The sequence below is a fragment of the Lacrimispora sp. genome, assembly GCF_046972725.1.
Taxonomy (GTDB): domain Bacteria; phylum Bacillota; class Clostridia; order Lachnospirales; family Lachnospiraceae; genus Lacrimispora.
The window spans coordinates 742,808-763,551 of sequence record NZ_JBKVXF010000001.1 but is presented as its reverse complement, the minus strand read 5'-3'; the positions used below and the strand labels follow the sequence as shown (position 1 = coordinate 763,551).

The following is a 20,744-nucleotide window of genomic DNA, read 5'->3' as shown; positions in this document are numbered from 1 at the left end:
ATCATGGATTATAAAATGGAATTTAAGCAGGAAAATGAAATAATAATGGAACGCTTTGAATTGTCAATGGATCGAATCAGGCAGATGGCTACGGAAGAAACCGTACAGAAACCATTCCGTGATTATTTTGCAAAAACGGCTTCATTTATTCAAATGATAGGGGAATATTTATCGTTTATAGAACAGGGAAACCAAAAGACGGCTTCTATTGAGGAATTAAAAGAATGGAACCAGAGGCTTTATGAGGATATTTTACCAGGGAATTATGAAAGCAGCTATGCGAATCCCGCCTATGCAGTGGCACAGCTGGGGGAGGATTACGGGCGGCTTCTTTCTTATTTATATAAGGAAATAAGGGGAGATATTGTATTTGTGCATGAGTGGCGTCTTACAGATATTACGATCTTAAATGAAGTCCTTATAGAAATTTACAATATGTTTGAAGAAGAGGTTCCGGAAGCTTCTTCCATAAAAGAAGTGTTATACTGGTTTGTTAGTGATTATACAGATCATACAGTCACTTATCGCGTTCGGGAAGGTCTTGATCCTTCTCTTTCTTTTGCAGCAGATATTATTAAGGAAAACGATTTATCGGATCTTCGCTATCTGTATTATTTTGGTGAATATATTTCGGATTCAGAGCGTAAGGTGGCAAAATTTTTGAATTCTCTTCCCGAGGAAAAAGTCCGTCTGATGGCAGATACCTATACGGAAGGCTACCGGAAAGGCTTTGAAGTCATGGGCAGAGATCTGTCCAAAAAAGGAGCGGTACAGATCCGGTATGAAATTGGCTTTGAACGAATGGTGAAATATGCCATGGAGAATTTTGAAAAGATGGGGCTTAAAATCATTCTCTGCCGGGCTGCTGTATGGGCCGTCAATACAAATGCAGGGAGAAAAGCCGGATATTACAGTACATCTCCGAACCGCCAGTATGATTATGACCACCGTTATGACGATGCCATCTATTTGAATAAGGCATTCAAGGACAGAAAGGCTGCTGTTATGAAAGTGGCATACGAAACGTACAAGGATCTGGCACTTCAGTATGCGGGACCGGCAGTGATAGAAACCTTTGGAAAAGAAGGATTTCATCCGGTCAATAAACCAGAGGCCAATAGCCTTGATGGCAGACAGGAGAAGCTGGCGGCAGAAATGTCCAATGAAACTTCAAGAATTTTAAACCAGTTCATTCCCGGAGATGAGACCAGCTTTACCATCATTGCTTTTCCTGTACCGGCTATTGGGGAAAAGTTTGAAGAGATATTTGAAGAGACAATCGCCATCAATACGCTTGATTATGAAAAATATAAAGGGTTACAGCAGATTATCATTGATGCTCTTGATGAAGCGCAATATGTGGAGGTTACTGGAAAAGGCAATAATAAAACACACATCAAAGTAGCCCTGCATGCTTTGCGTGACAGGGAAAAAGAGACGAATTTTGAAAACTGTGTAGCGGATGTAAATATTCCTCTGGGGGAAGTATTCACTTCTCCGGTGCTTACCGGAACAGAAGGTACTCTTTTTGTAAGTACTGTCTATATTATGGACTTCCAGTTTAAAGATCTGAGGATGACTTTTGAAAACGGTATGATTACCGATTATTCCTGCAGCAATTTTGAAGATCCGGCGGAGGGAAAAGCTTTGATCAAACAGGTCATATTAAAGAATCATGACACACTTCCAATGGGAGAGTTTGCAATCGGCACGAATACCACAGCATATGCCATGGCAAGAAAGTTTGGAATTCTTGATAAGCTTCCTATCTTAATTGTGGAGAAAATGGGGCCTCATTTTGCCGTAGGAGATACCTGCTATAGCTGGGCGGAGGATAGTCCTGTTTATAATCCCAATGGAAAAGAAGTGATTGCCAGAGACAATGAAGTGTCCCGGCTTAGAAAAGAAGACCTTTCAAAAGCTTATTTCAGCTGTCACACAGATATAACCATACCGTATGCGGAACTGGACCGGATTGAAACGGTTACTGCAGAAGGAAAAAGGGTGCGTATTATAGAAGATGGCAGGTTTGTATTAGATGGCATTGAAGAATTAAATATTCCTTTGTCAGGTGTCTGATTTTAGGGAAGGGTAGCCTTTAATCATGCTGGTAATTTAAGAATTTTGTAGAATTACTTAAGAATTGCCGTAAAATGTCGATATTGGGGGTAGACGAAACAAAAGAAGAATAGATATCAGATGGAGGGTACCAAATGAAAAATTTAAAAATCGGTAAAAGAATAACAATTGCTTTTGGAATTGTATTTGCTTTGTTTTTAATCGTTTCCTGTAGTTCCTTGTATGGATTGATTACAAATAATAGTAAGTTTGTTGAATTTTATAACAACGGCCATCAAATTTCCCTGCTGACTGTGGAAATGAGACGGGACATCCAGTCCTCTGCGAAGAACGTGAGCTATGCCACGATGAGCCTTGATGTGAATACGACGGCCTCTTATATTGATGCCGCAGAAGCTGATTTCGACAAGTTGGAAGAAGGAATCAAGTATCTGAAAGAAAATTTCAGAGGGGATCAGACACTTGTAGATGATATCGCAAAAACATTACAGGAGGCAGAACCTTTTAAGGAACAGGTCTTTGTTCTTGCGAAGGAGAATAAGAGCCGTCAGGCATCCAATCTCTTCTTTGATTCTCTGGAACCGTATTACTTAAAGGCACAGGATGACTTGATGAAAATCAGTGATTCTGCAAAAGTAAGTGCAGATAGTGATTTTAAAGAGTCACAGTCTGTTATGACACTTATCGAGGTTGTTATTGTTATATTCCAGATTCTTGGAGCTGTAGCTACCATTGTATTGGCTTCCATGATTACAAAAAGTATTGTTAAGCCGGTAAAAGAGATCGAAAAGGCAGCCGGAGAGATGTCAAAGGGCAGTCTTCATGTTGATTTAAGCTACCAGTCCCGCGATGAACTGGGAAGTCTTGCAAATGGCATGAGAACTACGATAACCAATATCAGCACTATTATCGATGATATTACTTACCTTTTAGGCGCTATGGCATCAGGAGATTTTCAAATCGTATCCAAATGCCGGGAGAAGTATGTTTATGATTATCAGCCGATTATGGAGGCAATGCGCAATATCCGTAATAATCTAAGCGATGCACTTTTCCGTATCAACGAAGCAGCCGACCAGGTCGCCAATGGTTCCGAACAGGTTTCTTCCGGTGCTCAGGCACTTTCTCAGGGAGCTACCGAGCAGGCATCCTCCATTCAGGAGCTTGCTGCCACCATTAACGATATTTCCAATCAGATCAACAACAACGCTCAGAATGCAAAAGAGGCCCGTCTTGAAGCAGAAGAAGCGTCAAGGAATGTTGCTTTAAGCAATGAGAAGATGACTGAGATGAATCAGGCTATGCTTCAAATCAGTGACAAATCCAATGAGATCGGTAAAATCATTAAGACGATTGAAGATATTGCTTTCCAGACCAATATTCTGGCATTGAACGCAGCTGTAGAGGCAGCCCGTGCCGGAGAGGCAGGAAAGGGCTTTGCAGTGGTTGCTGATGAAGTCCGCAACCTTGCCAGCAAATCCGGTGAGGCGGCAAAAAATACAACTCTTCTGATTGAAGAAAGCATGCATGCCGTGGAAAATGGAACGAAGATTACGGCAGAAACCGCCAAATCCATGCAGGCAGTCGTAGAAGGTACCAAGCGTATCAATATGATTATTGAAGAGGTGGCAGATTCTTCCGATAAGCAGGCGGTTGCAGTAAGCCAGGTAACTCAGGGAATTGACCAGATATCAAGTGTGGTTCAGACCAACTCTGCGACTGCAGAACAGAGTGCGGCAGCCAGCGAAGAATTATCGGGTCAGGCTCAGATCATGAAAGGACTTGTTCAGCGGTTTAAGTTATACGACGGTGCGGCAGCTGATGAATATCAGAGTGAAGCCATACAGCCGGAGATTCCCCAATATGAGGAAGAACCGGAAGCACCTGCTGTAAATATAGATCCAGTTTATTTTGAAGATACTACTTCTTACGATAACGGTAAATATTAATCCCAGATAATCAGGCGCAGAAATTGGAGAGCAAAAATCTTTCCGGTTTCTGCGTTTTTGTTTTATCGGTCTCTGGTTATACTTAAATTAATGCAGAAAACCATTGACGCAGCAGAAAAAAACTAGTATTATAATTAATAAGCAGTAGTTGATTAATGAATGCAATATATTAATCAAACTAATTAATAATATTACCGTTAATAATGAGTTACCATATTATAGAGAATGAAAAGGAGAATTTACTATGGCAAAAGTGTCAATTGTTATGGGAAGTGATTCAGATATGCCTGTTATGGCTCAGGCAGCAGAGATTTTAGAGAAGCTGGGTGTGGAGTTTGAGATGACTGTTATCTCTGCCCACAGAGAGCCGGATATATTTTTTGAATATGCAAAAACAGCAGAAGCAAGGGGCATTAAGGTAATCATCGCAGGCGCAGGTAAAGCCGCTCACCTTCCGGGGATGTGTGCCGCCCTGTTCCCTATGCCGGTTATCGGAATCCCAATGAAGACTTCTGACCTTGGCGGAGTGGATTCCCTTTATTCGATCGTTCAGATGCCATCCGGCATTCCGGTAGCAACCGTTGCGATCAACGGAGGAACCAATGCAGGAATATTGGCAGCTAAAATCCTGGCAGCAAGTGATGAAGAGCTTTTGAAGAGATTAAAGGAATATTCCGAGAATTTAAAAAATGAAGTGGTAAAAAAGGCAGAAAGACTGGATGAGATCGGTTATAAGGAATATACAGCCCAAATGAAGAAATAAAATACCGGAAGCGAGGAGAAAGCTATGGATTATAAGAATGCTGGAGTAGATATTGAAGCCGGATACCGGTCAGTTGAATTAATGAAAAAGCATGTACAGGAGACAATGAGACCAGAGGTTCTTGGCGGCCTGGGGGGATTTTCAGGAGCTTTTTCCATTTCCGCATTTAAAGATATGGAGAAACCTACCCTGGTTTCCGGTACAGATGGAGTAGGAACGAAGCTGAAGCTGGCTTTTTTGCTGGACAAGCATGATACGGTAGGAATTGATTGTGTGGCCATGTGCGTGAATGACATCGCCTGTGCAGGGGGAGAGCCGTTGTTTTTCCTTGATTATATTGCATGCGGCAAGAACTTTCCGGAAAAAATTGCAGAAATAGTCAGCGGTGTTGCAAATGGCTGCAAACAGGCCGGGGCCGCATTGATCGGAGGAGAAACCGCAGAGATGCCTGGTTTTTATCCGGAGGATGAATATGATCTGGCCGGTTTTTCCGTGGGTGTGGTCGATGAAAAGGATCTTATTACGGGAGCAGAATTAAAAGCAGGAGATATCCTGATTGGAATGGCATCTTCCGGTGTTCACAGCAATGGTTTTTCACTTGTCCGTAAGGTATTTGATGTTTCAAAGGAAAGCCTTTCTGTCTATTATGAAGAGTTAGGAAAAAACTTGGGAGAAGCGCTGATTGTTCCGACAAAAATCTATGTAAAAGCGTTAAAGCATGTCAAAGAGAGCGGAGTGAAGATCAAAGCCTGCAGTCACATTACCGGCGGCGGCTTTTATGAAAATATTCCGCGGATGCTTCCTGAGGGCATTTGTGCCCTTGTGGATAAAAAAAGCTATGAAGTGCCTGCCATCTTTAAGCTTCTGTCTAAAAAAGGAAACATTGAAGAAGAAATTATGTATAACACCTTTAATATGGGAATCGGGATGGTTCTTGCAGTAGATGAAAAAGATGTGGATACGGCGATGGAGGCAATCCGCAATGCCGGAGAGACTCCTTATGTGATCGGGCGTACAACGGATGGGGAAAAGGGCGTGACTTTATGCTGAGAATCGGCGTGTTTGTTTCCGGAGGAGGAACCAATCTTCAGGCCATCTTAGATGCCATAGACAATGGTACCATAACCAATGCTTCCGTAGAAGTTGTCATCAGCAACAACAGCAGTGCTTATGCCCTTCAAAGGGCAGAAGATCACGGGATTGATGCGGTTTGCATCTCTCCCCGTGAGTTTGAAGACAGAGAGCAGTTTTATCAGGCACTGATGAATAAGACAGATGAATACCGGCTGGACCTGATCGTTCTTGCCGGATTTCTTGTTGCCATACCGGAAGCCATGATTAAAAAGTACCGGAACCGCATCATCAATGTACATCCTTCCCTGATTCCTTCGTTCTGCGGTGTAGGTTATTATGGACTGAAGGTTCATGAGGCAGCTTTGGAGAGAGGCGTAAAGATTACGGGAGCAACGGTTCACTATGTAGATGAGGGCACAGATACCGGGCCCATCATCTTGCAGAAAGCGGTTGAAGTCCGTAAAGGGGATACGCCTAAAGATCTGCAAAGAAGGGTCATGGAAGAGGCAGAATGGATCATTTTGCCAAAAGCTATTCAAATGATTGCAAACGGACAGGAGGAGATAGTGTGAAGGTTCTGATCATAGGAGGCGGCGGAAGAGAACATGCAATCGCGTGGAAGACTTCCAGAAGTCCAAAAGTCCAAAAAATTTACTGTGCCCCTGGGAATGCCGGAATCGCACAGCTGGCAGAATGTGTGGATATCGGAGTCATGGATTTTGAAAAGCAGGTTGCATTTGCCAGAGAACATAAAATCGACCTGACCATTGTGGGACCGGATGACCCGCTGGTGGCTGGAGCGGTCGATGCATTTGAAGCTGCAGGTCTTAAGGTGTTCGGCCCCCGTAAAAATGCCGCCTGCCTGGAAGGATCCAAGTCTTTTTCCAAGGATTTAATGAAAAAGTATAACATACCGACAGCAGGATATGAAACCTTTGATTCCCCGGAGGAGGCACTGAAATATCTTGAAACAGCCTCTATGCCCATTGTGTTAAAAGCGGACGGTCTGGCTCTTGGAAAAGGAGTTCTGATCTGCAATACACGGGAGGAAGCGAGAGCCGGAGTAAAGACCTTGATGCTGGATAAGCAGTTCGGTTCTTCCGGAGACCGGATTGTTATTGAAGAATTCATGACCGGCAGGGAAGTATCTGTCCTTTCTTTTGTTGATGGGAACACAGTGAAGATCATGACATCTGCCCAGGACCATAAGCGGGCAAAGGATAACGATCAGGGGCTTAATACAGGAGGTATGGGAACCTTTTCTCCAAGCCCGTTTTATACGGAGGAAGTAGATTTATTCTGCAGGGAGCATATCTATGAAGCCACTGTTCAGGCGATGAAAAAAGAAGGCAGAGAATTTAAGGGAATTATCTTTTTTGGATTAATGCTGACGGAGCAAGGCCCTAAAGTTCTGGAGTATAATGCCAGATTCGGAGATCCTGAAACCCAGGTTGTGCTTCCGCGCATGAAGAATGATATCGTGGACGTATTTGAAGCCTGTATTGACGGTACTTTGGACCAGATAGATCTTCAGTTCGAGGATAATGCGGCGGTATGTGTGGTTCTTGCATCCGAGGGATATCCGGAACATTATGAAAAAGGCTTTCCAATATCCGGTCTTACTGCTTTTCAGGGAAAAGAAGGATATTATGCGTTCCATGCGGGCAGTAAGTTTAACGATAAGGGAGAGATTGTGACCAACGGAGGAAGGGTTTTAGGAATAACCGCTTTGGGAACAGACTTAAAAGATGCCAGATCCAATGCATATGAAGCAGTAAAATGGGTATCTTTTGAGAATAAGTATATGAGAAATGACATTGGCAAGGCCATTGATGACCTCTGAAATTTGTTTTTTTCACCTTATAAATATGAGTAAATTGTGTCTGGTTTATAAAAAAATCGTTGACATGGCTTACGTTTCATGGTATGTTATGACTAATGTATGGTGCGTATTGAATGTGAAGTCGGGCAATTGCTGTTAAAGCCGGAGTGCATGTGTGTTCATCGGTGTTATAGCTGTTGGCTGCTCTGATATTTCATGCGGCCTGCGTGATGAATGATGGGATAGCAGTCAGTCTTTGAGGGCATATTACGATGCGAAAGGATTTGGCGGCAGAGCCTTAGCTGGCGGTTAATTATACAGGATTCTTATGATTTTGAGAGAAAAACATTTGAAAATATTTAACGGATATCATGGATGTTGTCATCACAAGTACCCACTCTGACAGGAAACCAGATCAGGTGAAAGGCTATTCTTATAACTGTGGCTGGAACTTAAGGAAATGCTTTATACAGTTAAATAGTAACGGAAGACATCACAAAGTAGGGATTGTTCTAAGTCGTAATCAAGCCGATATCCAAGTTTTGGATATCGGCTTTTCATATAGATGATAAAGGAGGCTGATCGATGGGTCATAGACGTTAGATGTTACACAATTTTAGGAAAAATGGATTCTAATGAAAGAAGAAAAGGATTTTGGGAGAATAATACGTCAGCATTATTTTCAATGTCAAAAGGGGATTAGTATTACATTAGAAAATTGGGAGAATTAACTACGTCGTTTGTATCTGAATTATATTCGGATCGAACGAAAGATGTGCATAAATATGCACAGGAATGGAGGAAAAAATGCTTGAATGTTTGCGTAAATTAAATTTGCCGGAGTATGTACTGGATATATTGAATCATTCCAAAGGGGTCATCATTCCAAAAACAAGAGCCGAACTTCTGGAGCTTGCTATGGGAAATGCAGAAAATAAAGAATACCACATTGAATATGATGTCAAAGGCAAGGGCATGGTATTGGAAGCAATTGCTACCCGCTGTACCAACGGAATCGTAGTCAACTACATGGAAGATTACATGAGAAGGCGTGATCCTAACTGTACTATCATTGCAGATGATAAGCCAACAGATAAACCGAGATATGAGGATGTTTATAAAAGTGATTTTAAGTCCTTAAGAACGGAGACGTTTGACTGGCTAAAGGATCAGGAGCTTATTTTCTTCCCATTTAAGTCAGGTGGTGTTGAATACGGATATGATTCTGTTCTGATCGCTCCCGCCAACGCAGGCTTTTTTGCCGCAGCAATGGCAGACTTACAGGGATTTGAGAATATTGATGATATCAGTGAATTTGATTTGAAAGCCATTGTATATCTGGCTCCCCCATTCCGTCATACCCATTTTAACGGAAAACAGGTTGTAATCCACAATCGTCTGGATGATATTCATGAGGTATATTCTTATAATTTATATCCAGGTCCAAGTGCCAAAAAGGGTATTTACGGCGTGCTTTTAAATATCGGCGAGTCTGAGGGCTGGGTTACCGCACATGCTTCTACGGTAAAGGTTATCACACCATATGATAATGAGATCGTCATCATGCATGAAGGTGCCTCCGGCGGCGGAAAAAGTGAGATGATCGAGGACATTCACAGAGAGATGGATGGAAGAGCTCTGCTTGGTACCAACACTTTGACCGGAGAGAAGAGTTATCTGGTATTCAATGATTCCTGTGATCTGATTCCTGTAACGGATGATATGGCTTTATGCCATCCGGCGATCCAGAATGAAAGCAAAAAGCTGGTTGTAACCGATGCAGAATCATCCTGGTTCCTTCGTCTTGATAACATTAAGCACTACGGTTCTTCTCCGCAGTATGAAAAGCTGCTGATTCAGCCAAAAGAGCCGCTTGTTTACTTAAATATGAAAGCTGTTCCTGGCGCTACAAGCCTTCCATGGGAGCACATTATGGATTCCAACGGAAAGCCTTGCCCGAACCCGAGAGTTATCCTGCCGAGATGGATGATCGAAAAAGCCATTAACGGTGCCGTTGAAGTCGATGTAAGAAGTTTTGGTGTACGTACACCAGCCTGTACCAAAGAAAACCCATCTTATGGAATTATGGGAATCTTTCAGGTGCTTCCTCCGGCGCTTGCCTGGTTATGGCGTCTGGTTGCTCCCAGAGGATATAACAATCCAAGCATCATTGATTCCCTGGAGATGACCAGTGAAGGGGTTGGTTCCTACTGGCCATTTGCAACCGGAAAAAAGGTTACTCAGGCAAATCTTCTTCTGGAACAGATCGTGAATTCCAGCAATACCCGTTATGTTCTGATTCCAAACCAGCATATCGGAGTCTATGAAGTAGGCTTTATGCCGCAGTGGGTTTCCAGAGAGTATATCGCACGCCGCGGAAGTGCTAAATTCAAACCAGAGCATCTGATAGAATCCCGCTGTCCTTTATTGGGCTTTGGTCTGGAATCCTTAAAGATTGACGGACAGTATATCAGCAGAGCATTCTTAAGACCGGAAACACAGCAGGAGGTCGGTCTGGAAGGATATGATGCAGGAGCAAAGATTCTTACAGATTTCTTTAAGCAGGAGCTTGAACAGTATAATACAGACGAATTAAATCCATTGGGAAAACAGATCATCGATATGTTCTATAAGGGAGCTACGGTGGAAGAATACATGAATATTATTCCAATGAGATATTAATTTAAGTGAAATGGAAGAACCTTCCTCTGCTAGGGAAGGTTCTTCTTAAATTAGTCGTTTTGCTGTTGACTTTCCCCTTTGGGGCAAGGGTTATAATTATGACAGCAATTTATATTTTTAGTAAAGACCGAGGTGTTTATGATGGAAAAAGAAAATGGGGAGCAGATCCGTATTGTTCAGGAAACTGTTGCCGGAAGAGAAATTACACTGGCACATATTATTGGCGGGCCTTTGCCCATTGTTTACCGTAAGTTAGGATTGAACCCGGAAATTGATTATAATTCTTCTGCAATCGGCATTATGAATATGACTCCGCCGGAGTCAGCCGTAATCGCTTCTGATATTGCAGTTAAAAGCGGAAATATTTATCTGGGCTTTGCCGACCGGTTCAGCGGGACACTCATTATAACCGGAGAGATTGCGGAGGTAAATGCTGCAATCACAGAGATTGTGGAATATTTTCATAATGCACTGGGATATGTGACCTGCCCGATTACAAAGCGGTGATCATATGAAAAAGTTATTTTTATGCGGCAGAAGTGAAGCCGGAAAAACCTCTCTTACCCAGGCATTAAAGGGAGAGCCGGTTGTCTATCATAAGACCCAGTATGTCAATCACTGGGATATTACCATTGACACACCTGGGGAATATATGGAAAACAAAAATCTTTCCTTACAGGGACTTTGCTGCTTTTCTTATGAGTCAGATGTCATTGGACTGCTCTGCAGCGCGAATGAGCCCTTTAATTTGTTTTCCCCTGGGGTTTCCACTGCATGCAACCGGCCTGTGATCGGAATTATTACAAAGATCGACTGCCCGGACGCCAATACAGCCATGGTCCGTCAATGGCTGGAAGAAGCCGGCTGCGAAAAAATTTTTCCAGTCAGCAGTATGACCGGCGAAGGCATAGAGGCTCTCATTGAATATTTGAATGAAGAAAAAGAAGAAATGACATGGGATAAAATTATGGAGGCACAGGAAAAGGGTTTAAGAGAGTGGGATTTATAAGAGAAATAAACGTAAGCGATGAGAGTGTGGGAGTATGACAGATAATAAGGGAAATAAAGAAAGTGTGGAAAGCCTTTTTGCAAGGATTCTTGAGCCTTCAAAAGGCGGGAAAAGGCGGATGGTCAATGTTACGGTTGCCGGACGGGAAATCACGCTGGCACATGTAATTGGTGTCTCGGAAGCCTCTGTTTATAAGAACCTGGGTCTGGATATTGGAGCCAATGCAGGAATGGATTTTACCGGAATGTCCATCGGCACCATTCACATGACGCCTCCGGAATCAACCATCATTGCGGCAGATATTGCGGTAAAGAACGGAGATGTAATTATCGGTTTTTTGGACCGGTTCAGCGGCACCTTAATCCTCACGGGTCCCCGGATTGAAGTTAAAACGGCTGTTGAAGAGATCGTAAAATATTTTAGAGAGGGTCTGAATTATAAGACCTGCCCGGTGACAGAGCGGTAATAGAAAAGACAGTATCACGAATGGAAGGATTCTGGGATGCTGTCTTTTTTGTCCTTTATTTTATGCTTCCGTGCAAAGGGGCAGTCCGTCATTGCGGATAAGATTTTTTAACTCTGCCAGATAATTTTCTGCAAAGATACTTAAATGGACCTTCGGATTTGTGATCCAGCCGATTTTCATATATTCGGAAGTGCTAAGAGGGACAGCGATGATGTTATCACCGTTTAGATTGCTGTTTAAGATCCCGCTGCATATGGTGTAGCCGTTTAATCCAATCAGCAGATTAAAAAGAGTGGCACGGTCGCTGACATAGATGATCTTTTTTCTGGGCACAGTGCTTAAAATCTCTTCGGAAAAGTAAAAGGAATTATTTTCTCCCTGTTCAAAGGCCAGAAATGGAAATGGTTTTAAATCCTCCATAGTCACTGATTCTCTGGAAGAAAGGGGATGGGAGGAGCTTATAAATACATGGGGAGAGGCTTCAAACAGGGGGTGAAAGATCAGGCCGCTTTCCTTAAACAGTTTTTTCATCACCTTTTCATTGAAATCATTTAAGTAAAGAATCCCCAGTTCACTTCTGAAATTCTTCACATCCTCGATAATCTCATGGGTTCTTGTTTCCCGTAGTGTAAATTCGTACTCGTCATTTTCCTGCCTAGAAACAAGATTCACGAAAGCATTGACTGCAAAGGCATAATGCTGGGTGGAAATGGAACAGATCCGCTTTAACGGCTTTTTGTCCAGATAATGCTGTTCCATAAGGTCGGTCTGTTCCAGGATCTGTCTGGCGTAAGAAAGGAATTCTGATCCATCAGGGGAAAGAGAGATTCCTTTGGAAGTTCTGTTAAAAATGGATATGTTATATTCCTGCTCCAGTTCCTTAACTGCATTGGAAAGACTGGGCTGTGTAATGTAAAGCTGTTTTGCGGCCTCAGAGATGGAACCGCAATTGACGATGGTAATAATGTAACGAAGCTGCTGTAGGGTCATAATGATTTCCTTTCGCATATGTTTTTTTGTATTCTAACACAGAATGTTATAGTTTTAAACTATATCAGGTCATAATTTAATAGAATTATACATTTTCTCCTTTTTGCGTTAGAATTTAGGAAAGTCAGAAAAACAATTCATATCAATCATAAAAATGTAAGGAGATCAAACGATGAGCCAGAAGAAAAAAAGAGCACCTTTTAAATTTGACATAGTAGGAAGTTTTTTAAGGCCGGAGTACTTGAAAGAGGCAAGAGAAGGCTTTAAAAATGGTACGGTGACAGAAGAAGAATTAAGAAAGACGGAAGATAGAGCCATAACAGAGCTGATTGAGAAGCAAAAAGAGGTAGGGCTTCCTGTAATTACAGACGGAGAGTTCCGCAGAAGCTGGTGGCATCTGGATTTTATGTGGGGGCTTAAGGGCGTAGAAAAGCTGGAAGTTTCCCAGGGCTATGCTTTTCACAACGAAGTGACAAGAGGAGAATCTGCCGGACTCACCGGTAAGATCTCAGGAGAAAACCATCCTTTTGTGGAACATTTTAAATTCGTAAAGCTGTTTGAAGATGAGAATGTGACTGCCAGGCAGACCATACCGGCTCCTGCTCAGTTCCTGGCAGAGCTGGAAAGAGGGGATAACTTAGAGCGGACCAGGACCTTTTACAAAGATGAGGAAAGCCTGATACAGGATATTGCAGCCGCATACCGCACGGTGCTTGCAGATTTATATGCAGCAGGCTGCAGAAATGTACAGTTTGATGACTGCACCTGGGGAATGTTTTGCGATACCAAATACTGGGAAGCAAGACAGAACGGTAAGAAATCGGTGGAAGAGGAAGCGAAAAAATACGTCAGAGTCAACAATCTGGCGATTGAGGGCCAGCCTGAGGATCTTGTGATCAATACTCATGTATGCAGAGGAAATTACCATTCCACATGGGCTTCCTCCGGCGGTTATGCACCGATCGCACCTCATTTATTTTCAGAAGAGCATGTATCTGCTTATTATCTGGAATATGATGACGAACGTTCCGGCGATTTTGAACCGCTGAAATATGTGGACGGAGATAAACAGGTAGTGCTTGGCATTGTTACCACAAAATCACCAAAGCTGGAGGATAAGGAGCATATTATTGCAAAAATCCGTAAAGCCTCAAAATACATTCCTCTGGAACGCCTGGCTTTAAGCCCTCAGTGCGGGTTTGCTTCCACGGAAGAAGGAAATCTTCTGACGGAAGAAGAACAGTGGGAGAAATTAAGACTTGTAAAAGAGATTTCAGAAGAAGTCTGGTAAATCAAATAGAAAAAGCGCCGTATAAGAGCCTGGCTCCTGCGGCGCTTTTTCTTTTTTGGATTGACTTGTATACCAGTGCTTGACAGCAGGAATGGTTTCGCTTATTCTAAAAATATGAAAGGGGATCATGGCATGAGGCTTACAGAACGGAATTTAAAGGAAACGGGACGGGAATATGCGCTCCGGATGCTAAAGGATAATATTATTAACCTTGATCTGATTCCCGGAAGCATGTTAAGTGAAAATGAATTATCTGCTGAAATGAATCTGTCAAGGACTCCAGTCAGGGAAGCTCTGATTGAACTCTCAAGAGTAAAGATCGTTGAAGTTTATCCCCAGAAAGGCAGTGCGGTTGCCTTTGTGGATTATGAGCTGGTAGAAGAAGCAAGGTTTATGCGTGATGTGCTTGAGGGTGCGGTGGTGGAACTGGCCTGTAAGATGGCATCGGACAAAGATATTGAGAATTTAAAAGAGAATGTAAGGCTTCAGGAATTTTATATGGAAAACCGGTCCCCTAAAAAGCTTTTGGAGCTGGATAATGAATTCCACCGGATGCTGTTTCACATTACCAGCAAGGATCAGGTATATCACCTGATGGACAGCATCACCATACATTTTGACCGGATACGCAGCATGTCCCTTACGGTCGTCAAGGATTTAAAAACCATTTCCGATCATAAGGAAATTGTAGAAGCCATTGCGTTAAAGGACCCAGACACAGCAAAAAAACTGATGGAAAAACATTTATCCAGATATAAATTTGATGAAGAGGCTTTACGCAGAGAGTATCCGGGATATTTTAAATGATTTTCTCCATACTAGAAATGGATACGGTAATAAAAGGAATGATCCTTCTATTACCGTATTTTGTATACAGGAAATTTGCTTTTTCTTTGGAAGCCTTTTTTAAGGTTGTGCAGTTTTCCTGTAAACGGTTTTATTATTTATTAAAAAATATGATTGAAATACTAGTATACAAGTTTTATACTGATTGTAAGATACAAAATAAAAATTGGAGGAATAAGATAATGAAAATGATTATGCGCTGGTTCCCCTTTGGAGATGACAGCGTGACATTGAATCAGGTCCGCCAGATTCCCGGTATTACAGGAGTAGCCACCTGTCTGCCCAAGGTTCCCGTTGGAGAAGTCTGGCCTTTGGAAACCATAAAGGCGCTGAGAGACGAGATCCATCAGGCAGGGCTTCAGATGGAAGTCATAGAAAGCGTAAATATCCATGAGGATATTAAAAAGGGGCTTCCGTCCAGGGACAAATACATCGAAGCATATCAGCAGACCTTGAAGCATCTGGCAGAGGCAGGGATCAAATGTCTTTGCTATAATTTCATGCCGGTCATGGATTGGGCCAGAAGTGATCTCGCTTATGCAGCAGAAGATGGAAGCAGTGTGATGGCTTACCGTCACGAAGAGGTTCTCCAGATGAATCCGGAAAAGATGGCAAAGTCTATGGAGGGAAAGGCAAGAGGTTACTCGCTTCCGGGCTGGGAACCGGAGCGGCTTCATGCCATGGCTCAGGACATTGAATTTTACCAGAGCATGACCAGAGAACAATACTGGGGAAATATGAAATATTTTCTGGATGCCATTATTCCATATGCAGAAAAGTATGATATCAAAATGGCCATTCATCCGGATGATCCGCCCTGGCCGCTTTACGGACTTCCAAAGGTCATAACAAACGCTGAGAATATCCGTACCTTCCTGTCATTAAACGACAGTCCTTACAACGGGCTCACCTTATGCTCCGGAAGCCTGGGAAGCGATTTAAGCAATGACATACCGGCAATGATGCGTGAGTTCGGAGGAATGAAGCGGATCCATTTTGCCCACCTGAGAAATGTTCGCCATGTATCAGAAAAAGATTTTGACGAGGCGGCTCATCTTTCCTCCTGCGGAGATCTTGATATGTATGAGATTGTAAACGCTCTTTATGAATCTGGATTTGAAGGCTATATCCGCCCGGATCACGGCCGTATGATATGGGGAGAACAGGCGCGTCCCGGCTATGGTCTGTATGACCGGGCCATTGGGGCCAATTATCTTCTCGGTTTATGGGAAGCGGTTGATAAATCCCATAAAAGTAAAGAATAGGAGGAAAATCATATGAAACTGAATCGGTCCTGTTTTGCAAACCGGAAGGCTTTTGAGGATATTTCTGTAAAGCTGCCTTGCTTTGACTGGGAGAAAATGGTACAGGCTACGGAAAAAGCACCAAGATGGATTCATTTTGGTGCAGGAAATATATTCAGAGGTTTTATTGCAGAATTGCAGCAGCAGCTTTTAGAAAAAGGGCTGGAAGAAAGCGGCATCATAGCAGCAGATACCTTTGATTTCGATATTATTGACAAAATCTACCGCCCTTACGACAACATGACCATGATGGTCCGTTTAAAGCCCGATGGAACCATGGAGCGGGAAGTCATTGCAAGTGTTGCAAAAGGGGTGAAGGCTGATGTGGGAAATGAGCAGGATTTTGCATATCTTGTAAAAGCATTTACCAACCCTTCTCTTCAGATGGTGAGCTTTACCATAACAGAAAAAGGATATGCGCTGGCAGATTTCCGGGGGGAATTATTCCCTGTCGTCAAAAAGGATATGGAAAAAGGCCCCCAAAAGGCAGTTCATGCCATGAGCGTGGTGACAGCCCTTCTGCTTCAAAGGTTTCTTGCCGGAGGCTTTCCTCTTGCCCTTGTCAGCATGGACAATTGCAGTCATAACGGCGAAAAGCTGAAAGCCGGCGTGGCTGCAATTGCAAAGGCATGGGAAAAGGCAGGATTTGCCCCGGAAGAATTTATATCCTGGCTGGAGGATGAATCAAAGGTTTCCTTTCCCTGGACCATGATCGATAAAATCACTCCAAGGCCTGCTGCGGTGGTACAACAAGCGCTGGAAGAAGACGGGCTTGAAGATATGGCTCCTGTAGTTACCAGTAAAAATACTTACATTGCGCCTTTTGTCAATGCAGAGGTTCCTCAGTATCTTGTAGTGGAAGACTGTTTTCCGGCAGGCCGTCCGGCGCTTGAGAAGGCAGGCGTCTATATGACTGACCGGGATACGGTCAACAGGACGGAACGCATGAAGGTAACGACTTGTTTGAATCCGCTGCATACCGCATTGGCTGTTTACGGCTGTCTGTTAGGCTATAACAGCATTGCTGCGGAAATGAAGGACAAGGAGCTGAAAGCACTTGTAGAGAGGATCGGTTATACCGAAGGACTGCCTGTGGTAACAGATCCGGGAATATTGAGCCCCAGGGATTTCATAAAGGAAGTCATTGAATACCGCCTTCCGAATCCATTTATTCCTGATACGCCTCAGAGAATTGCCACGGATACCAGCCAGAAGATATCCATTCGTTTCGGTGAGACCATCAAAGCCTATTTAGAGGATGACAAGCTGGAAGCAGAACATCTGACTGCCATTCCTCTTGCCATTGCCGGCTGGCTCAGGTATCTTTTGGGTGTGGACGATAAAGGTCAGCCTATGGAAATCAGCAGTGATCCTATGCTGTTAGAACTGAAAGAGCAGTTAAAGGATATAAAATTTGGAGAGGCGTTATCCGACAGGACTGCACTTGACGGCGTTTTATCAAATCCGGTCATATTTGGCACTGATCTGGTAAAAGCAGGACTTTCTACAAAGATCACAGAAATGTTAAGCCGGATGCTGACAGGACCGGGAGCAGTTCGTCATACTTTGCAGGGATATTTACAGGCTTTCGATTGAATTTGACTCTTTTCTGTGATAAAATAGGCATACGTAAGGATTCATTTGAAAGGCAGATAATACATGAATATACAGATCTTTGGAACCAGAAAATGTTTTGATACAAAAAAGGCAGAGCGCTATTTTAAGGAACGGGGCATTAAGTACCAGTTCATTGATTTGAAAGAAAAAGGCATGAGCAAAGGAGAGTATCAAAGCGTGAAACTGGCAGTAGGCGGAAGAGATTTTTTGCTGTCTGAGAATTGCAGGGATCAGGATGCCCTGGCTTTGATTCAGTATATTGCTGATGAGGAAAAAGATGAAAAGATTCTGGAAAACCAGCAGGTATTAAAGACTCCTATTGTCAGAAACGGAAAGCTGGCAACGGTAGGATTTGAACCAGATATATGGAAAGACTGGAAATAATATTCCTCTTAAGATCATGGATCTGCTGTCATCCTTATTTGAAACAGGCTTATTGTCATGATGATTACGAATGTGGGAGGTTGCAATGAGAAAACCGGAGAAGGATCAAAAATGGGTATTCAACAAAGAAATTGAAGGCGAGCAGGCTTCAGAGGGAGTTGTTAGAAAGATACTGGCGTATTGTGATGGCATGATGTGCGTGGAAAACCATTTTGAAAAAGGGGCAGTAGGTAAACTTCACCACCATCCGCATACGCAGATCACTTATGTGGCAAGCGGAAAATTTGAGTTTACCATAGGGGATGAAACCAAAATTGTGGGAACAGGTGATACCCTGTTAAAGCAGGATGGGATTGTCCATGGCTGTGTATGTTTGGAAAAAGGAATTCTTGTGGATATTTTCACACCCATGAGAGAAGACTTTTTATAAGTTTAAATGCTGTAAGAAAATGAATAAACTTATTGATATTAATGGTATTATATGCTATAAATGAAGCACATTGTATTAAAGGAGGTGATTGGAATGACAAAATATGTTTGTGAGCCATGCGGCTATGTATATGATCCTGAGGTCGGTGATCCGGATTCCGGTATTGAGCCAGGTACAGCATTTGAAGATCTGCCAGAAGATTGGGTTTGTCCAGTTTGCGGTGTAGGTAAAGATATGTTTGTAGTAGAGGAATAAACGGTAAAACCTTCAAGTGGCTGATGAGAATTCGGCCAGCCTGAAGGTTTTATTTTTTTTGATTTGAAATCAAAGGTTTGTAAAACGTTCAAACAACTGATTGATATCCACCTGGCCGTAGCCCCAGATGTTATTGGGAAAAGAGTATGCACTGCTTCTGAAGGCTCCGCTTATCATAAGCCGGTTTATATCATTTCCGGTCATTCTTAAATAATTGCCCCGTACAATCGCCCATTCAAAGACCATGGCGATAATGCCGGCTGCATGGGCAGCCGCAGCTCCGGTTCCTGTTGCTGTCCCGTATTGATTTCCCGGCACTGCGCATGTGATCTGAAATCCCGGTGCGGATATATCGGGCTTGATCTGCCCGGATCTTGTATAACCTCTTCCGGATTCCGGCAGAATGCTGTCATTGTTCTGATTGTAAGCGGCCACAGTCAGCGGATGCCTTGCATTTCCCGGAGAAGTTATGGTGGTATCCGGATTGGAATTTAAAAAAAAAGTTTCGTTTGAAAGCATGGATCCAGCCGGAAGCCAGGAATGAAACGAGAACGGTTCGTTCTCCGGATTCTGGGTGCGCAGATACCAGATTCCAGGCAAGGGATTGCTGAATCGAAGAAGAATCAGCTGGTCCCCGGTTTCTTCTTCAAATATAATGTTATTTACATATATGGTAGTCTGGTTGAAAATAAAGCTGAATCTCCTGCACTGGTTCAGGGTTGGAAAGACAGGCTGTGTGGATTCCCTGTTTGGCGAAGAGATATCAATGGTAAGTCTGGCAGGAGAGTAGGACCAGATTTCCATGGAGAACATGGTGTCACTGCTTCCCACCCGAAGTTCCATATCATTATAATAAGGAGGGGCAGCAGTTGAATTAAAATAGTGTCTCTGGGCGTTTCCTTCATTGCCTGCAGACACGGAAGTTCCAATACCCGGCAGTAAGGTAAGGTGGTCTAAATAAGCACTGGTGGCGCCTCTTCCGTCATGCCCGCCCTGACTGCTTCCCATGGCAATGCAGATAACCAGAGGACGATTAAAGCGGGCAGCTGTATTGACCGCATAACGGGCACCAAGAATAATGTCCGATTCCTGATAACAGAGGGCTGATTCCGGCACGAAGTAGATTGCTTTCAGACTTTGCTTTGCTTCTTTCAATTTTACTATTATAAATTCCGCCTGGGGAACTACGCCGCTGAAGGATTGTTCCTGATTGGGACTCCCTGCCAGAATGCTTGCTATAGCCGTACCGTGGCCGTTGGGATCTGTTGTGGGAACAATGGAGAGGGGATCGTCGGAATTCAGCGCTTCATTGATCTGTTCTTTGCTGTATTCCGATCCGAAGTTAAAATCAACCGGAATTGTGCCTGTCTGTACGGTCTGATCCCAAATGGAGAGAATTCTGGATGTTCCGTCACTGTTTAAAAATGCAGGATGCCGGTAATCAATACCAGTGTCGATAATGGCCACCAGTACCCCGCTTCCAAAAAGAGCAAGGCTGGGATTTTGCTGTACTGTATTAACGCCGGACTTCTCCAGACTGATGGTAGATGTCAGAGCATAGAGTGTAGGGAAACTGCTGTAAGGATGCCGTCCTAAGTCACAGGGATTAGCATTGCCGGTAGGAATATGAAGCAGAGAATTTACCCGATTCAAGTATGTAATATTATCACCGGTGTCGTAGGTAGGAGCTAAGGCAGTACTGATTATGAGATCATAGTAATCGTTATCTAATATTTTTGACAAAATCAACCCCCCTGCCAGTTTTAGCAAAGCATATGCTATA

General features: G+C 43.2%; 19 protein-coding genes. 17 read left to right on the top strand and 2 right to left on the bottom strand.

What is annotated here, in order from left to right; all coding sequences use genetic code 11:
• The first annotated feature begins 3 nt into the window (after positions 1–3).
• The 10 genes from ACLTWA_RS03805 (at position 4) to ACLTWA_RS03760 (ending at position 11,844) form a co-directional block, all read left to right on the top strand.
• Entirely contained in the window at positions 4–2,079 is a 2,076-nt protein-coding gene (locus ACLTWA_RS03805; RefSeq protein ID WP_412326223.1) for an aminopeptidase, read from the top strand.
• 134 nt (positions 2,080–2,213) lie between these two features.
• On the top strand, positions 2,214–4,028 hold the full coding sequence (locus tag ACLTWA_RS03800) for a methyl-accepting chemotaxis protein (RefSeq protein WP_412326221.1): 1,815 nt from the start codon (positions 2,214–2,216) through the stop codon (positions 4,026–4,028).
• 244 nt (positions 4,029–4,272) lie between these two features.
• A complete protein-coding gene (gene purE, locus ACLTWA_RS03795; protein WP_412326220.1) occupies positions 4,273–4,791 on the top strand; it encodes a 5-(carboxyamino)imidazole ribonucleotide mutase in 519 nt (172 codons plus the stop codon).
• Positions 4,792–4,815: 24 nt separating this feature from the next.
• The gene (purM, locus tag ACLTWA_RS03790; RefSeq protein WP_412326219.1) at positions 4,816–5,841 is read left to right on the top strand and encodes a phosphoribosylformylglycinamidine cyclo-ligase; all 1,026 of its coding nucleotides are present in this window, start codon (positions 4,816–4,818) and stop codon (positions 5,839–5,841) included.
• The gene (purN, locus tag ACLTWA_RS03785) at positions 5,835–6,437 is read left to right on the top strand and encodes a phosphoribosylglycinamide formyltransferase (RefSeq protein ID WP_412326218.1); all 603 of its coding nucleotides are present in this window, start codon (positions 5,835–5,837) and stop codon (positions 6,435–6,437) included. Before purM ends, purN begins: the two co-directional genes overlap by 7 nt.
• Positions 6,434–7,708 (top strand): phosphoribosylamine--glycine ligase, encoded by a 1,275-nt coding sequence (gene purD / locus ACLTWA_RS03780; protein ID WP_412326217.1) that lies wholly within the window; start codon positions 6,434–6,436, stop codon positions 7,706–7,708. The genes purN and purD overlap by 4 nt, the downstream gene beginning before the upstream one ends.
• 786 nt (positions 7,709–8,494) lie before the next feature.
• Positions 8,495–10,369, top strand: coding sequence for a DUF4914 family protein (locus ACLTWA_RS03775; RefSeq protein WP_412326216.1), 1,875 nt, complete (start codon positions 8,495–8,497; stop codon positions 10,367–10,369).
• Between the two features lie 141 nt (positions 10,370–10,510).
• A complete protein-coding gene (locus tag ACLTWA_RS03770) occupies positions 10,511–10,876 on the top strand; it encodes a BMC domain-containing protein (protein ID WP_412327169.1) in 366 nt (121 codons plus the stop codon).
• A gap of 4 nt (positions 10,877–10,880) precedes the next feature.
• On the top strand, positions 10,881–11,378 hold the full coding sequence (locus ACLTWA_RS03765; protein WP_412326215.1) for a EutP/PduV family microcompartment system protein: 498 nt from the start codon (positions 10,881–10,883) through the stop codon (positions 11,376–11,378).
• Between the two features lie 34 nt (positions 11,379–11,412).
• Positions 11,413–11,844 carry a BMC domain-containing protein gene (locus ACLTWA_RS03760; RefSeq protein WP_412326214.1) on the top strand — a complete coding sequence of 144 codons (432 nt, stop codon included), beginning with the start codon at positions 11,413–11,415 and terminating at the stop codon, positions 11,842–11,844.
• A gap of 60 nt (positions 11,845–11,904) precedes the next feature.
• Here the strand turns inward: ACLTWA_RS03760 and ACLTWA_RS03755 are convergent, their stop codons facing one another.
• Entirely contained in the window at positions 11,905–12,834 is a 930-nt protein-coding gene (locus tag ACLTWA_RS03755; RefSeq protein ID WP_412326213.1) for a LysR family transcriptional regulator, read from the bottom strand.
• Positions 12,835–13,006: 172 nt separating this feature from the next.
• Here ACLTWA_RS03755 and ACLTWA_RS03750 point away from each other — a divergent pair, with 172 nt between their 5' ends.
• The 7 genes from ACLTWA_RS03750 (at position 13,007) to rd (ending at position 18,961) form a co-directional block, all read left to right on the top strand.
• A complete protein-coding gene (locus ACLTWA_RS03750; protein WP_412326212.1) occupies positions 13,007–14,125 on the top strand; it encodes a 5-methyltetrahydropteroyltriglutamate--homocysteine S-methyltransferase in 1,119 nt (372 codons plus the stop codon).
• A 132-nt stretch (positions 14,126–14,257) separates the two neighbouring features.
• The gene (locus tag ACLTWA_RS03745; protein ID WP_412326211.1) at positions 14,258–14,932 is read left to right on the top strand and encodes a GntR family transcriptional regulator; all 675 of its coding nucleotides are present in this window, start codon (positions 14,258–14,260) and stop codon (positions 14,930–14,932) included.
• Between the two features lie 221 nt (positions 14,933–15,153).
• Positions 15,154–16,236, top strand: a complete 1,083-nt coding sequence (gene uxuA / locus ACLTWA_RS03740; RefSeq protein WP_412326210.1) for a mannonate dehydratase — start codon at positions 15,154–15,156, stop codon at positions 16,234–16,236.
• A gap of 12 nt (positions 16,237–16,248) precedes the next feature.
• Positions 16,249–17,871 (top strand): mannitol dehydrogenase family protein, encoded by a 1,623-nt coding sequence (locus ACLTWA_RS03735; protein WP_412326209.1) that lies wholly within the window; start codon positions 16,249–16,251, stop codon positions 17,869–17,871.
• Between the two features lie 63 nt (positions 17,872–17,934).
• A complete protein-coding gene (locus ACLTWA_RS03730) occupies positions 17,935–18,276 on the top strand; it encodes an arsenate reductase family protein (RefSeq protein ID WP_412326207.1) in 342 nt (113 codons plus the stop codon).
• Positions 18,277–18,361: 85 nt separating this feature from the next.
• On the top strand, positions 18,362–18,706 hold the full coding sequence (locus tag ACLTWA_RS03725; protein WP_412326206.1) for a cupin domain-containing protein: 345 nt from the start codon (positions 18,362–18,364) through the stop codon (positions 18,704–18,706).
• A 93-nt stretch (positions 18,707–18,799) separates the two neighbouring features.
• A complete protein-coding gene (rd, locus tag ACLTWA_RS03720; protein ID WP_394526465.1) occupies positions 18,800–18,961 on the top strand; it encodes a rubredoxin in 162 nt (53 codons plus the stop codon).
• 69 nt (positions 18,962–19,030) lie between these two features.
• On the opposite strand, the gene ACLTWA_RS03715 is transcribed toward rd, so the two are convergent.
• Positions 19,031–20,704, bottom strand: a complete 1,674-nt coding sequence (locus tag ACLTWA_RS03715; RefSeq protein WP_412326204.1) for a S8 family peptidase — start codon at positions 20,702–20,704, stop codon at positions 19,031–19,033.
• Between the last annotated feature and the right edge of the window lie 40 nt (positions 20,705–20,744).